Below are 16,594 nucleotides of genomic sequence, written 5' to 3' on the forward strand. Positions count from 1 at the left end.
AAGCTATTGTTCATGATGAAATTGACCGCCATTATCATTTGTATGTGCTCCATACAATCCTTTGCGCTATCCGGTTATGCGCAGGAAAAGGTGACGCTGAACATGAAGCAGGCTTCCCTCCGGAAAGTATTAAAAGCCATCGAGAAACAGATCCCGGTTCATTTCGTGTACAACGACGAAATGCTGCAGGACCTTGCGCCGGTAAACATCGAAGTGAAAGACAAAACCTGGACGGAAACGCTGGGGCAGGTACTGAAAAATACCAAGCTGGGTTACAAAACGATCGCCGGCAACCTCGTGGTGATCGCCCCCGCGGGCGACAAGCCGAATGTGGTGCAGGCCATTGTGGCTCATGGTAAAGTGACCGATGGCCAGCAGCAGCCGCTTATTGGCGTAAGCGTTTGGGAAAGAGGCACCACTAACGGCACCATCACGAAAGAAGACGGTTCGTTTTCGCTCACCGTAAAAAGTGACACGGCCACGCTGATGTTTAAGTTCGTAGGATTTGTGACCCTGGAAAGACGCGTTACTTCCGGCGCCATGAACATCGTGCTGGAAGAAGGCAATACCGCGCTGAACGAAGTGGTGGTGGTAGGTTACGGCACCCAGAAAGCCGCAAACCTCACCGGCGCCGTAGCTACCGTAAACGCCAAGGCGCTGGAAAGCCGCCCGCTGGTGAACCTGGCGCAGGGCCTGCAAGGCACTATGCCCGGCCTGCGCGTGAATATGAGCACCGGCGCTCCCGGCCAGGGCGCTTCCTTTAATATCAGGGGCGACAATCCCCTGGGCTCAAGCGGCGGTGCGGCCCCGCTCGTGCTGGTAGACGGCGTGGTGATGGACCCGAATCTCATCAACCCCGACGACGTGGAAAGTGTGACGATGCTGAAAGACGCCGCTTCCGCAGCCATTTACGGCGGCCGTGCTGCATACGGCGTGCTGCTGATCACCACCAAAAGCGGGAAATCCGGGAAGATCAATATCAGCTACTCCGGCAACTACACGCTTTCCCGCCCAACCCGCCTGCCAGATTACCTGAGCGGTCCCGAATACATCAACATGTTCCGCGACGCCGCGCGCAGGGCCGGCGGCAACAGCTACAACTATACCGACCAGGATTCCATCCTGGCCTCCAAATACGCCGCCGATCCCGCGAACAATTCAGATGTGTACGTAGACCCGGACAGGCCCAACCGTTACCGTTACGTAGGCAACACAGACTGGATAGACGTGCTGTACCCGGGATGGCAGCCGCAGCAACAGCATAACATCTCGCTGTCCGGCGGGGAAGGTAAAACCACCTATGCCGCCAGCATGGGCATTCTCAACCAGGAGGGCCTGCTGAAAGAAGCCGACCAGCAATACAAACGGTATAATGCGAGCCTTCGCCTCACCAATAAAACGACCGACTGGCTGGAGCTGAACTTCAAAGCCAGCCTGAACCGCACGACGCTGAACACGCCCAACGGCACGCAGTTCGTGAACGACAACATCTCCAACTGGTCTTTCATCCCCACCGACTTAACCCCGCTGATGCCGGTGTACCACCCGGACGGCAATTTCTCCGGCCAGGGCAACTACACCAATATGATCGCCGTGATGAAACAGAACGGGCGGTATAAATATGACATCAACGACGTATGGCTCACCGGCGGCTTTGTGGTGAAGCCCCTGAAAAACGTACGCTGGGTAACGGATTACACCTGGAACGGGTATTTCAAAAATACCAGCCAGCATTATAAAGCATTCAGCGAATACGGCGTAGACGGCGCATTGCTGGGCACCTATCCCTGGACCACTCCCAGCCGCCTGTACCAGGCCAGCGCCAGCGATTTTTATTACGCTTTGAACTCTTACCTCCAGTATGAAAATACCTTCGGCGGGAAACATTATCTGAAAGCGATGATCGGCTACAACGAAGAGCTGAAGCAGAACAGGAACTTCAATGTAACCGCCCGCAACCTGGTGGACCCGACCATGCCGAGCCTCGTGCCTAACAACGACAAGAGCCCGATCCTCGGCGCGGCGCAGAACGAATGGGCGGTAAGCGGTTCCTTTTTCCGCCTCAACTACATTTATTCGGATAAATACCTGCTGGAAGTGAACGGCCGTTATGACGGTACTTCGCGTTTCCAGAGAGGCAACCGTTATTTGTTCGCGCCCTCCGTTTCAGCGGGCTGGCGCGTTTCGCAGGAAAAATTCTTTGCGGGCATTTCCGATATCGTCAACGACCTGAAACTCAGGGCTTCTTACGGAACCCTCGGCAACCAGGCCACCAGCGTGCCTTATCCTTATATCGCCACGATGCCGATCGGGCAGACGGGATATGTGTTCGACGATAACCTCACCAGTCCTTATGTAGGCGCGGCCGGGCTCGTATCGCCTGACTTCACCTGGGAAAAAGTGAGCACCATCGATGTCGGTCTGGACGCATCTTTCCTGAAGAACAGGTTGGGGCTTGTATTTGACTATTACGTAAGAACCGTGAAAGACATCGTCCAGTCGGGTGCTGCAAGGCCCGCCATCCTCGGCGCAACGCCGCCTACCACCAACTCCGCCGATATGCGTACCAAAGGCTGGGAGCTGAACCTTACCTGGAGAGACCAGGTTGGCAGCGACTTCAGCTACAACGTAGCTTTCAACCTGGCAGACGCCACCTCCGAAGTGACGCGATACGAGCTGAACCCCAAAGGGCTTATCGGCGATTATTACGAAGGCGAGCGCCTCGGCGATATCTGGGGCTACACCACCGCCGGATTTTTCCAGTCCGCGGAAGAAGTAGCGAAATCCGCTTCCCAGAAAAACCTGTATGGCGGCGCATGGCTGCCCGGCGACATCCGTTACACGGACCTGAACGGCGATGGCGTTATTTCCGTGGGCGACAACAGCATCTACAATCCCGGCGACCGCCGCGTGATCGGCAACAACACGCCGCGTTATCTCTTCGGCCTGAACCTTGGCGCCGAATACAAAGGATTCGACGCGACAATATTCGTTCAGGGCACCGGCAAACGCGACTACATGCTCGGCGGTACCTATTTCTGGGGCTTTACGAGCGAATGGGACGTGCCGCTGAAATACCACCTGGATACCTGGACGCCCGGGAATACGGACGCCTATTATCCCGTAAACAAGATCGGCGCAGGGTACAACCAGCAGACGCAGACCAAATACTTGCAGAACGCGGCTTATGCGCGCCTCAAACAGGCCACTATCGGGTATTCCCTCCCGCAGTCCCTGCTTTCCAGGGCGAAGATCAACCGCGTGAGAGTGTATATCACCGGCCAGAACCTGTTTGAAGTGACCGATCTGCACAAAGCCTTCGACCCCGAGCTGCTGGGCGTTCAGACATACCCGCTGAGCCGCAGCTGGTCATTTGGCCTGCAGGTTGGTTTGTAATGCTGAATTAAAAAATTGAAATCATGACAAGGAATCACATTTTATATATCTGCACGCTCGTTCTGCTGCTGGCCGCCTGTAAAAAGGAAGATTTCCTGGACAGGTTCCCGCAGGACGCCATCAGCGAGCCCACGTTCTTCAAAAACGAGAACGACCTGAAATTGTATCTCAACCAGTTCTACGACGCATTGCCCGTACAACAGGGCAACAGCGAAGCAAACTCGGACAACTTCGCGCAAAGCTCCCGCAACACGTTTCTTGCCGGCGAATACGTGGTGCCCGCAACGGACGACAACTGGAACTACGCCGGCTGGTCAGACATCCGTGATATAAACTACTTCCTGCAGCGGTACGGCCGCGCACAGATGGACGGCACTGTAAAAAATTACTATGCTGCCGAGGCCCGCGCTTTCCGCGCGCTTTTTTACTGGAATAAAGTAAAACGTTTCGGCGCAGTGCCCTGGCTTTCGCAGGACCTGACCGATACATCTTCCGCCATCCTTTACGGCCCGCGCCAGCCGCACAAGCAGGTGATGGATTCCGTGCTGGCGGACCTTAACTTCGCCACGGCCAATGCCGCCGAAGGAGACAACCAACAATTCAGGGGAAGGATCACCAAAGACGTGGCAAACGCCCTGAAAGCCAGGATCTGCCTTTGGGAAGGCACTTTCCGGAAATATCACGCCCTGGGCGATGAAACGATCTACCTGCGCGCCGCTGCCGATGCCGCCGAAGCCGTGATGAACACCGGCCGTTACGGCATCTGGAAAACCGGCAACCCGTTGAAAGATTATTACAACCTGTTTATCCAGGAAGAGCTGAGAGGCAACCCGGAAGCCATCCTGGCGCGCCGTTACATCAAGGACATCAGCATGCACAACCTCACCCGCCAGATATCCGACATATGGCCGGCGCTCACCAAGGATTTCGTACGTTCTTTCCTGGACAAGAACGGCACGCCGACCGCCCTTAGCGCGCTGTACCAGGGAGACGAAACGCTGGACGATGAAATGGTGGACCGCGACCCCCGCTTCAGGCAGATCATTGCAACACGCGGCTTCGTGGTGACCAACAATCCCGGCGGCGTAAACGATGTGGTGACGCTGCCGCGCATTCCCGGCGTGGTAACCGGGTATGCCGCGGTGAAAAACTACAGCCCCGACCTCGCGCAGTGGAACGCCAACCAGTCCACGCTCGACCTTTTCATTTTCCGTTACGCCGAAACGCTGCTGATATTCGCGGAAGCCAAAGCCGAGCTGGGCGAAGCGGGCCAGGCGGTGATAGACAGAACGGTGAACGAGATCCGCTCCCGCGTGGGCATGGCGCCGATGGTGATCGCCTCGCTGGTGAGAGACCCGCAATCCAAATTCCCGGGCATTCCCTTGCTGCTGGACGAGATAAGGCGGGAAAGAAGGATCGAGCTGGTGGGAGACGGTTTCCGTTTCGACGACCTGCTGCGCTGGAAAGCCGGCCCGCTCATCAACAACCCGGAAACGATACTGGGCATGAAACTCACGCCCGCATTGCGCGCGCAATACCCGGCCAACCAGGTGAGCAATGTGATCGTAGACGGCAACTTTTACATTCGCGTTTACAACAACATCACGTCCCGTACCTGGAACGACAGGATGTACCTGTACCCGCTGCCCACGAACGAATTAACGCTGAACCCTGCGTTGCTGCCGCAGAACCCGAACTGGTAAGGGCGACGTTTTATTATCCTTAAAAATGGAAAGATGAAAAAATTACTTCTCTATACACTGTTGGCAGGGATCGGCGCCGCAGGCTGCAAAAAGGAAAACGCGTTTTCCGAAAACGACGGCGATGTGCGCATCTACATGTCGCAGGCCATCAACGGCGCTTTTACGGATATTACCGTGAACAGGAGGGCGCCGCTGCAGTCCGATTCCGCTTATGCATTCGACCTGAACGCCTTTTTCGCGGGCTCCGGTTTTGCCAGCGCCCCGCGGGACGTTACGGTGAATTTTGACCTGGATTATTCGAAATGGGATTCGATCAACACCGCGCGCGCCAATGCCGGCCAGCCTGCGTTCGAACGCATTCCCGATAACATCTTCGTGTTCCCGAAAGGCGGCACGGTGATCAAAAAAGGCAGCACGATCAGCAACAATATCGCGTTCACCATCAATGCCAAACTGATCGAAGAAGGGCATAATTATATGATCCCCGTAAGGCTTTCTTCCGCGGATGGTTACAGCATCAACGGGGCGCAGTCCATTACGTATTTCGTGGTGAAAGTAACGCCGCCGGTATATCCGGAGATCAGCCGCGCCGCATGGACCATCGCCGAAGTGGATTCGGAAGAAGCGAACGGCGAAGGCCCGAACAACGGCCGCGCCATCTTTGCGCTTGACGGATTGCTGAACACGTTCTGGCATACCCAGTGGGATGGGGGAGAGCCGCCGCTGCCGCACCATATCAGCATCGATATGCACGCGAGCAACACGCTTTCCGGCCTTTACCTCACCGCCCGCCAGAACGCGCCCAACGGCGCGCCCAAAACGGTGACGGTGGAAGTGAGCGCGAACGGCACTACCTGGCAGAATGCCGGTACATACCAGCTTCAGGCCATCAACGCCCGCCAGCCCGTATTTTTTACCCAACAGTTTTCCGGGAGATACTTTAAGGTAACGGTAACGGCTACACACGGAAATACCAACATTACTTTCTTCGCCGAGATCAGCGCATTCTGATCGGAGGGATATAAGATCAAAAACACCGGTCTGCAAGGCCGGTGTTTTTTTATGCGGAAAATTTCCGGATAAGAGATGTTTTCACATCGCGCATGCCTGGCATATAGGGGAACAGCCGGAACGTCCGTAGCCTGAACAGCGCCATTGCCACCGTTAACGTGAGCCAGACCTGGGATTTGCATGTAGCCCTGACTTTAAATTCCCCCTGTCAATTACACGATCTGACCGAAAATGTTACAGCCGGCCAACCATTTCCGAAAATATTTTAGATATTCGCTGCTGCACTCAAATCAACCAAATGTTATTTACCACGGATAAACAAACGCTGGACGACCTGAATATATTCGGCAAACACGGCGGAGATTCCATTTACAACATCTTTAACCGCTGCGCTACCAGGGGCGGCGCGGGCATCCTGGAAGAAATGTTCCGGTACCCGCTTGCAGACAGCGAAGCGATCAACAAACGAAGCGGCATTATACAATCGTTCGCCGCGCTGGACACCTCGTTTCCCTTTAAAACCGCGGCCTTCGACGCGGCAACGCCCTATCTTGCCAACACAGACGAACGTTCCAAACTGACAGTACAGGAAAATTCGGTAGCCCGGAAGCTGACGAATATGATGGCGATGGACGCTGATACGCAACTGATCTACAAAGGCGTGGAGTCCCTCACAGACCTGCTGAAACAGGCAAAAGAATTTATAAAGGAGCTGGACGGGAACGGGTTTTACCGGGAAGAAAAAGAAGAAATGTCCGTGATCCTCAACGATCCGGCCTTTGCCGCCATCCTTCAAAGCAGGGAAAAGCTCTCGCATGCGCAAATAGCGGAGTTTGACGTTATCCTGCGTTTCCGGCAGAGAAACCTGGTTGAAAAGCTGCTGGGACTGATCTTTTACCTGGACGTATACCTGTCCGTGGCGAAAGTGGCGGCCGAACGGAAATTCGTTTTCCCCAAGGCCCTGCCCGCAAACCAGCAGGGAAACGGTCATGATCTGCTGAAACTGGAGGGAGTATACCATCCCCTGGTAAAAAACGCGGTGCCCAACTCCATCCATGTTACGACGGACAGCAATGTCATCTTTCTTACCGGCGCCAACATGGCCGGCAAATCCACTTTCATGAAATCATTGAGCATCGCCATGTTCCTGGCGCATGCGGGTTTCCCGGTGGCGGCGAAGAAGATGGAATTTGCCGTGCTGGACGGCGTTTACACCACCATCAACCTGCCAGACAACCTGGGCATGGGCGCCAGCCACTTCTATGCGGAAGTATTGCGCGTAAAGAAGATGGCCCAGGAGCTGAGTTTGAAGAAGGACCTTTTTATCGTGTTCGACGAACTGTTCCGGGGAACGAACGTAAAAGACGCGTATGAAGCCACCATTGCGATTACCAGCGCCTTCGCGAAAAAAAGGGAAAGCATTTTCGTGATCTCCACCCATATTATCGAGGCCGGGGACGTGCTGAAGGAAAAGTGCGGCAATATCAGCTTTGTTTACCTGCCTACCCGGATGAAAGGCCATCAGCCTGAATATACCTATACCCTCGAACAGGGAATTACCAGCGACAGGCACGGAATGGTGATCGTTAACAACGAAGGAATACTGGAAATTCTCCGCAACGGGAAAAAGAAACCGCAAAAAACTACAGCAACATGAGTTTCATAACGGACAAACAAACGCTGGACGACCTGAATATAACCGGGAGATTCAGCCCGCAATCCTTATTCAGTCTTTTTAACGCCACGCGGACGAGAGGCGGGGAAAAGCTGCTGGACAGGATGTTTCATGAGCCGCTATCCGATCCCGCCGCCATCAACAGCCGTAGCGGTGTATTGAAATATTTTCATGAGCGGGAATTGTCGTTCCCGGTTAGCGCGCAGGTATTCGAAGATGCGGAAGCATACCTGGGCGGAAGCACCGGCAGCTCTTTCCTGGCGGTAGCCGGGGACCTTTTGCGAAAGAAGGCGCTGGAAACAGCTGTAAAAGATGAACAGTACGGCCACCTTCAGAACGGCCTGCTCGCCACCATCGGCATGTTAAACGCCTTGCAGGGTTTCCTGCAAAAAGTGAGCGATCTTTCAACCGGGCAATTTGAAGCCGTTCAGGCCGCCCTCAATACCCACCGGGCGAAATGGCTGCAGGATGCGCCGGAAGGCCAGCCGCTTTCCCTGTTCCAACTGGCGCGTTACGACCACCTCATCCGCCATGTGCTCCGGGAAGAAACGGAAAACATACTGGACTTCATGTACCACCTGGACGTATACATAGCGGTCAGCAATGTAGCCCGCGCCAGGGGGTTTTCGTATGCACAGGCCCTTCCAAAGGAGCAAAATATCTTCCGGACCACGGCGGTAAGCCACCCGGCCCTGGAAAAAGCGGTGGCGAACCCGCTGACCCTGCAGGAAGACCGGAACGTACTTTTCCTGACGGGCGCCAACATGGCCGGTAAATCCACTTTTATGAAGTCGCTGGGCATCGCGGTTTATCTTGCGCATATGGGATTTCCCGTAGCCGCGAAGGACATGCAATTTTCCGTCAGGGACGGGCTTTATACCTCGATCAACGTGCCGGACAACCTGAACCTCGGCTACAGCCATTTTTATGCGGAAGTGCTGCGGGTAAAGAAAGTAGCGGAGGAGGTAGCCAAAGGCCATGACCTCCTGGTCATTTTCGACGAGCTGTTCAAAGGCACCAACGTAAAAGACGCCTACGACGCAACGCTGGCCGTTACAAAAGAATTTTCTACGTATCGTAACAGTTTTTTTGTTATTTCGACACATATTATCGAAGTGGGCGACCGCCTGAAAGAAGATTGCGATAACCTGCAATTTTCTTACCTCCCCACGATCATGGAAGGAACCGTGCCGCGCTATCCCTATACGCTGACGGCGGGAATTACCAGCGACCGTCATGGCATGGTGATCATCGAGAATGAAAAGATATTGGAAATGATAGAATAATGCTTTCCGGGAATTATATATTTTATGTCAGATATCGAGCTTGACAATGACACCATACTGAGTTTTAAAAGTGGCGATGAATCGGCCTTTACCGTCGTTTACAATCATTTCTACCATCATATTTTCTCATTCTGCAAGTATCTCCTGCCTGCTATAGAGGATGCGAGGGATATGACGGCACAGCTTTTTATCCTGTTATGGGAAAAAAAAGAGACGCTGGATTCCTACAAACATCTCCGGGCCTTCCTTTTTTTAAACGCGCGGAACAAATGCTTTAATTTCCTGCGCGACCAAAAGGCCCGCTCCGCGATTGACCGGCAGATCAGCGATTTTACCGCCTCGGAACAAACGGCCATCCTCTTTTCCGAGATCGAATCGGAACTGGTCACCCGTATCCGGGAAGAAGTGGAAAAGCTGCCGGACTATTACCGCAATATTTTGAATCTCTCCTATTACCAGGGATATAACAACCAGGAAATCGCCGACATGCTCCAGGTAAGCGAAAAAACGGTGCGCAACGCCAAGTCCATTGCCATCAGGTCGGTCAGGATGATTTTCCTGAGCAGGACCGCACAGATAGGCTTTACCCTGAGCCTTTATTATTTTTTTTAGATCCTTCGGGACAAACAGCGCCCTTTGCGGGTTATATATGCGCAAAGGGGGAATTATAGCCAACTGATTCAGCCCGCTGTCCCGGCTTTACACTTTTCAACTATTGGTTTATGAACGAAATACCGAAGGTTATTTCCGATCTGATTGCCAGGCATCTTAACGATGAATTGAACGACCAGGAAAGACAGGAATTGGATAAATGGGTTCAGCAATCTGAAGACCACCAGCGGTTTTTCCGGCAATTTACGGACGAAGCGTCGCTGGCATCGGCATTGAAGGAATATGAGACCAGCAGGGACATTGTTTATAACAAAATAAAAGAAGCGGTTTCGTTTAACGGGCAGGCCGGTAAAAAGATCGTAAACATCCGCCGGCTCCGCATGCGGAGGTTTGCCGCCGTTGCGGCTTCGTTGCTGGCGCTGGCGGGAGCGTTTGTCTGGTGGAATTTACTTGAAAATAACGCCGGCGTTCCCGGGACCGCGGTGACGCAAAACACCGGTAACGGCCGGCCGGCGTCCCCGGGCGCCGTACTAAAGCTTGCCGATGGAAAGGAGATCGTGCTGGACGATGCGGTGGACGGCGCCGTGGCAAAACAGGGAAATACCCGGATCACAAAGCAGGGAGGCCAGCTTTCCTACGCCGGCAATAATTCCGGCAGCCAGGTGCTTTACAATACTTTGTCCACGCCGAAAGGGAAGATCTACCAGCTTTTATTGCCTGATAGCTCGAAGGTTTGGCTGAACGCGGCAAGCTCTATCCGTTTCCCTACGGCATTTACCGGCGGCGAGCGCAGTGTGGAGGTTACCGGCGAAGTGTATTTCGAGGTAAAGCAGAATGCGGAAATGCCTTTTCATGTAGCGGTGAGCCAACGCGCTGCCATCGACGTGCTCGGCACGAGCTTTAACGTGAATGCTTACGGCAACGAGGAAGCGCTTCGCGCAACGGTGCTGACCGGAAGCGTGAGGGTACGGATGGCCGAACAGGAAGACGGCAAACAAGGCGTGGTGCTGAAACCCGGCCAGCAGGCGCAGTTGAAGCAGCTGGAGGTGGTGCAGTCCATCACGGTCGTTCATAATGCCAATATCAAAAACGTAATGGGGTGGAAAGACGGTTATTTCAGTCTTGATGATCTCACGCTGGAAGAATTGATGCGTGAGGTGGAACGCTGGTATGATGTAGAAGTGACCTATGAAAAAGGAATCCCTGCCAAAGCTTTTTTTGGAAAAGTAAGCAGGAACCTCTCTTTGCCCGATTTTATGGAAGGATTAAAAGATTGGGGAGTTCGTTTCCGGCTCGAAGGAAGGAAAATAATTATCACGGGAGTTCAATAAGCATTTCAATAGGCTCTTCAGAAGCCGCAACCAAAAATCAAAAACAGTGCTGACATGAGATCAACAGCGTTATCAATTGCTGTTCTTCTCCTGGTCCACCTATCCGCTATGTCCCAGAACATCACGTTCTCCGGGAAGGACATCGCCATGAAAAAAGTGTTCCAGGTAATTGAAGAACAGACCGGTCATGTGATCTCCGGCGACAGAAGCATCCTCACTTCTGCGAAGCCGGTTTCCCTATCCGTTCAGAATCTTCCGGTAGAACAGTTCCTTGGCCTTGTATTCAGGGACCAGGGCATTACTTACCGCCTCCGCGGGAAAAACATTTTCCTTTCGCGCAAGGCCCCGCCTGCAGACCCTGCCCGACCGGCGGAAGCGGATACTCCCGATCAGCCGGTGATTATCACCGGCACGGTCCGTTCCCGTTCGGGCGAATTGCTGGCCGGCGTATCCGTTCGCGTGAAAGGCACGCAAACCGGTACCACCACAGATGCGCAGGGCGCCTTCCGGCTTACCCTCGACCGGGGCGCCGTTTTGCAGATCTCCAGCATCGGTTATGAAACGCTGGAAGTCGGCATACGCGAAACGGCCAACGGTTACGCCGTGTCTGCCGTTAAAGCGGGAATGAACGACAACGTAAAAGCCACGTCCGGCAACGGGATCAATATCGAGCTTGTGCTGGAAACGAGCACCAACCAAATGAACCAGGTGATCGTCAACGGTTATTCGTATATCAACAAAAATAATTTTACCGGCTCGGCGGTTACCATCAAACGCGAGGAGCTGTTGAAAGTGGCGCCCAACAACATATTGCGGAGCCTTCAGATCTTTGATCCTTCTTTCAAAGTGCTGGACAATAACAGCCTCGGTTCCGATCCCAACAACATCAACCCGGTATATATCCGCGGCCGCTCCGGCATTGGCGACGTTACGCTCCCGGACGACGGGGCCGCGCTGTCTCCCACCCAGCTCCGCAACGATCCTAACCTGCCTACCTTTATCCTCGACGGTTACGAGGTGCCGGTGCAAAGGATCTTTGACCTGGACCCCACCCGCGTGGAGAGCATCACCATCCTGAAGGATGCGGCCTCAACGGCCATCTATGGCTCGCGTGCCGCCAACGGCGTGGTGGTCATAGAAACCGTAAAGCCGGTGAGCGGCAGGTTGCGGGTGAACTACTCGCTGAACGGCAGCGTTTCAGCGCCGGACCTTTCCGGCTACCACCTGCTGAACGCCAGGGAAAAGCTGGAGCTGGAAAGGATCGCGGGCGTATTCGACCGCAGGGAAAATGAACAGCCCGGGCAGGCCATCATACGCGAGCAAAGTTATTACGGCAAGCTGGCGGAGATCAACCGCGGCGTGGAAACGGACTGGCTCTCGCAACCTTTGCGCACCGGCCTGAACCAGCGGCACAACATCCTCGTGGAAGGCGGTTCCAAAGAGTTCGTCTTCGGCGCAGACATGAACATCGCCCGTACGCAGGGCGTGATGAAGGGCTCGGAGCGGAACAATAATTCGCTAGGTTTCTCCATTTCTTACCGGAAAAACAACCTGATGTTCAGGAATTATATCCAGTGGAATAATATCCGGTCCGAAGAATCCCCGTTCGGTTCTTTTGCAACATACGCGCAGCAAAATCCCTATGAAGCGTTCCTTGACGAAGAAGGCAATTACAAAAAGGAGCTGGGCGAATGGGGGCATCCCGGGAGCAGGGGAAACCCGCTGTACGACGCGCATCTCAAAAGCTACGACCGCACCAAACACAACGATTTTTCCAACAACTTCAATCTCCGCTGGACCATCGCCGACGGCCTGCGGTTGGATACCCGCCTTTCTGTAATGCTGCAGAACAGCCAGCGGCAGAACTTTAAAGACCCGGCCTCCTCACAGTTCGACAATGTGGAATTTGAAAAAAAAGGCATAAAAAGCATCCTGGACGACCAGATGCTTACCTGGGATTTTAACGCGCTGCTTTCTTACGGCAAAGCTTTTGGCAAACATTACCTCAACACCACGCTGGGCGCCAACGCCAACCAGAAAGACATGACGCGGTCCGGTTACTCCGTTCAGGGTTTTCTCACCGGCAATACAGACGATATCAATTTCGCCGCCGACATCCTGGACAAACCCACCGGCGATAACGAAAAATCACGGCTGCTGGGGTTCCTCGCTTCCGCCAACTACAGCTATGACAATATTTACCTGCTGGACTTCTCCGGCCGGTACGACGGCGCTTCGCAATTCGGTTCCAACGCACGTTTCGCGCCTTTCTGGTCGCTCGGTGCGGGCATCAACATTCATAACTATGCCGCCATTCAGAAAAACTATCCCTGGCTGACCAACTTTAAAGTGCGTTCCAATTACGGGCAGGTGGGTAAAGCAGGTTTTTCGCAAAGCGTATCCAAAAGCACCTATGGGTATAATTTTGAAGACTGGTACGCTTTCGGTATTGGCGCTAACCTGATCACGCTCGCCAATCCCGACCTGGAGTGGGAAAAAACCACGATGTTCGACGCCGGGTTCGATCTTACCGCTTTTAACAAACTCAGCATAACGCTGAATTATTATCATAAAAAAACCGTGGACCTGATAGGGGATATTACATTGCCCTTTTCCACCGGTTTCAAATCGTATAAAAGCAACCTCGGCGAAATACTCAACGAAGGTTATGAGATCAGCGCGCGATACCAGGTACTGAGCGCCCGGAACCTTAGTCTCAACATATACGGTACCGCGGCGCACAACAGCAATAAATTCCTGAAGATCGGGGACGCGCTGAAAGACTACAACAAACGCGTAGAGCAGTATTACGACGATCACACGGTAGTGAACAAACCACTGAACAAATACTACGAAGGCGCGTCCCAAACCGCCATCTATGCCATGCAGTCGCTCGGCATCAACCCCGCAGACGGCAGGGAAGTATTCCTGGACCGGAACGGGGAGGTAACCTATGATTGGAACCAAAGCCAGCATGTGGTGGTCGGCGATTCGGAACCGGCCTGGAGAGGAGCGTTCGGGTTTAATTTAAGCTATAGATCATTTTTCATCTTTACCGGCTTCCTGTATGAATACGGCGGGGACATGTACAACAATACGCTCGTGAGCAAAGTGGAGAACGCCAATGTTTACCAGAATGTAGACAGCCGCGTATTCACCGACCGGTGGCAGCGCCCCGGCGACGTCACCCTCTTAAAAGATGTGCGCTTGTGGAATACCGTTACGCAGGTAACCTCCCGTTTCGTACAACGTAATAATTACGTGGAATTTAATTCCATGACGATCGGTTACGACCTTCCCAAACGCATCCTGGACAGGTGGAAGGTAAGCACCTGCAGGGTACAGGTAACCAGCAACGAACTGGGGCGTGTATCGAGCATCGACACGGAACGCGGCACTGATTTTCCTTACGCGCGCACCATTAATCTCACTTTAAACCTGGGCTTTTAAATGAAAAAGTTATGTTTAATATTGGCCGGCCTCATCGTGCTGCTTTCGGGTTGCGTAAAAGACTGGCTTGACCTGGAGCCAAAGTCGGAAGTATCCGCGGATGTGCTTTTTGAAACACCGGAAGGTTTTTCGATAGCGCTCAACGGCATCTATACCAGTCTTTCTTCCACCACTTTATACGGCGCCGAGCTTACACATGGTTTCGTGGACGTACTGGGCCGCTGTTATGATCTGAAGAACACCCAGTACGACCCGTTGAAAAATTACGATTATGTATCCAACGGCATGGAGCAGCGCATCAATTCCATCTGGGCGCTTGCTTACAGCACTATTGCCAATTGCAACGGGCTGCTGGAAGAAATGAATAAAAAAGACGCAACATTCTTTAAACCGCATGAGCGCGCCAGGCTGGAAGGCGAAGTACTTTCGCTGCGCGCCATGTTGTACTTCGACCTGCTTCGCCTGTACGCTCCCGCGCCGGCGGTGCAGGATGCGGCCGCCATTCCGTATTATACGGAACTGACCCATGTACCCAGGCCGGAAAAACGCACCAGTGAAATATTGCAGCTGCTCATCGCGGACCTCACGCGCAGCAAGGCGCTGCAGAAAGAATTCGATACCCGGCCGACGGCCAGGAGGGACTTTCATGAGTTCCGGTTCCGCTTTAACGATGACGAGACCTTCTTCGGTTACGGGAAAAGAGGCTTCCGCATGGGATATTTCGCTACCACGGCGCTGCTCTCCCGCGTTGCGTTATACGCGGGCGACGACCGGCTTGCATACGATAATGCGATGGAAGTGATCAATGATAAAACGGCGGACAACGAAGCGACCATTTCCTTTACGCCGGCTACCGTTATTGATGTGAACGTGTACGACCGGCTGCTGTCCGACGATCTTATCTTTGCATTGTACCGGATAAAATTCGAAGAAGAATTCAACAAGGTCATCTTTTTGCTGCCTAATACCTCCCCCATCTTTGGCAGCGACCTGAATTCCGATTACCGGAAAAAATGTTACCTCACCGCCGACGGAAGGCAATTGATGAAGTTTGACATGGAGCAGGAGCGGGAAGGGTTTATTACTTCCGCAATTCCCTTATTCAGACTTAGCGAGCTGTACCATATTGCCGCGGAAGCGCTGTACGATACAGATCCTGAAGGCGCCCTGGCGCTGCTGAACACCCTTCGCGCAAAGCGGGGCTGCACAGTCCCGCTTTCTTCCATTGCTTCCAAATCAGCGTTCGAGGATGCGATCATCAACGATGCCCGCAGGGAGTTCGTGGGAGAAGGAAAATTGTTTTTCCTCTACAAGCGGCTGAATAAGACCATACTGGACGAGTACGGGGGCAACCAGGCGCTGACCGACAAATTCGTATTGCCTGTAACTGAAAGATAGTTGTCAATGATAAAAAAATTCCAACGCATGAAACGTTTATCTGTCATCGCGATATTATGCTGCTGGTTAATAAGCTGCAGCAAGGATGCGGTGGATCAATACGGAGAAATAAACTACGTTTACCTGGCCGACGACAGCACAGACATCGATGAGGTGACGCCCATTGAATATTCCTTTGCCTTCCACCCGGGAGCGGAGAAGGATACCGTGCCGGTGCTGATAAAGCTGATCGGCAAACCGGGCAGCGAAGACCGGCCGGTGGCCCTGACGGTAGACGCCCCGAACACCACTGCCCTGAAGGGCGATTACCAGCTGCCTGAACCCCTCGTGTTCCGCGCCGGGCGGGCTTTTGATACCATCGCGCTGGTGTTGCATAATTCCGGGCGCCTGAAGACCGGGAAATTCAAGATCAGGCTCATGCTGCAACCCAACGGGCATTTCCAGCTGGGGCCGCCGGACAACCGGTATATCGATATTACTTTTTCCGACATGATCGCCCGCCCGGGATGGTGGGACAACGTCGTGGAGACCAATTTCCTGTCAACATATTCCGATGCCAAATACCGTCTTTTCATCGAGGCTACGGGCATTGCCGACATGGCCGGCCTGTCCGAATCCGAACAACGCGCCTATGCGGTCATCTTCCGCGATTTTCTCGCCCGCGGCCGCGAAAACGGGGAAGTATACGAAGATGAAAATGGTTTGATCAATGTTTCGCCTAATTTATACTGA

10 protein-coding genes are annotated in these 16,594 nt (G+C 53.5%); all 10 read left to right on the top strand.

From position 1 onward, the window contains the following. The first annotated feature begins 12 nt into the window (after positions 1–12). The 10 genes from J7I43_RS14810 (at position 13) to J7I43_RS14855 (ending at position 16,594) form a co-directional block, all read left to right on the top strand. Positions 13–3,396 carry a SusC/RagA family TonB-linked outer membrane protein gene (locus tag J7I43_RS14810; protein ID WP_209146499.1) on the top strand — a complete coding sequence of 1,128 codons (3,384 nt, stop codon included), beginning with the start codon at positions 13–15 and terminating at the stop codon, positions 3,394–3,396. A gap of 23 nt (positions 3,397–3,419) precedes the next feature. Continuing rightward, entirely contained in the window at positions 3,420–5,099 is a 1,680-nt protein-coding gene (locus J7I43_RS14815; RefSeq protein WP_209146500.1) for a RagB/SusD family nutrient uptake outer membrane protein, read from the top strand. Positions 5,100–5,132: 33 nt separating this feature from the next. After that, positions 5,133–6,110 carry a discoidin domain-containing protein gene (locus tag J7I43_RS14820; RefSeq protein ID WP_209146501.1) on the top strand — a complete coding sequence of 326 codons (978 nt, stop codon included), beginning with the start codon at positions 5,133–5,135 and terminating at the stop codon, positions 6,108–6,110. A 298-nt stretch (positions 6,111–6,408) separates the two neighbouring features. Further along, a complete protein-coding gene (locus J7I43_RS14825; protein WP_209146502.1) occupies positions 6,409–7,767 on the top strand; it encodes a MutS-related protein in 1,359 nt (452 codons plus the stop codon). Continuing rightward, positions 7,764–9,071 carry a MutS-related protein gene (locus J7I43_RS14830; RefSeq protein WP_209146503.1) on the top strand — a complete coding sequence of 436 codons (1,308 nt, stop codon included), beginning with the start codon at positions 7,764–7,766 and terminating at the stop codon, positions 9,069–9,071. Before J7I43_RS14825 ends, J7I43_RS14830 begins: the two co-directional genes overlap by 4 nt. A gap of 24 nt (positions 9,072–9,095) precedes the next feature. After that, on the top strand, positions 9,096–9,683 hold the full coding sequence (locus J7I43_RS14835; protein ID WP_209146504.1) for an RNA polymerase sigma factor: 588 nt from the start codon (positions 9,096–9,098) through the stop codon (positions 9,681–9,683). Between the two features lie 110 nt (positions 9,684–9,793). Further along, a complete protein-coding gene (locus J7I43_RS14840; RefSeq protein WP_209146505.1) occupies positions 9,794–11,014 on the top strand; it encodes a FecR family protein in 1,221 nt (406 codons plus the stop codon). Positions 11,015–11,122: 108 nt separating this feature from the next. Next, positions 11,123–14,464 (top strand): SusC/RagA family TonB-linked outer membrane protein, encoded by a 3,342-nt coding sequence (locus J7I43_RS14845; protein WP_209146506.1) that lies wholly within the window; start codon positions 11,123–11,125, stop codon positions 14,462–14,464. Further along, entirely contained in the window at positions 14,465–15,862 is a 1,398-nt protein-coding gene (locus J7I43_RS14850; RefSeq protein ID WP_209146507.1) for a RagB/SusD family nutrient uptake outer membrane protein, read from the top strand. A 27-nt stretch (positions 15,863–15,889) separates the two neighbouring features. Beyond that, positions 15,890–16,594: a DUF4843 domain-containing protein gene (locus J7I43_RS14855; RefSeq protein WP_209146508.1), complete on the top strand. Its 705-nt coding sequence runs from the start codon at positions 15,890–15,892 to the stop codon at positions 16,592–16,594.

The sequence above is a fragment of the Chitinophaga chungangae genome, from assembly GCF_017742215.1.
GTDB lineage: Bacteria > Bacteroidota > Bacteroidia > Chitinophagales > Chitinophagaceae > Chitinophaga > Chitinophaga chungangae.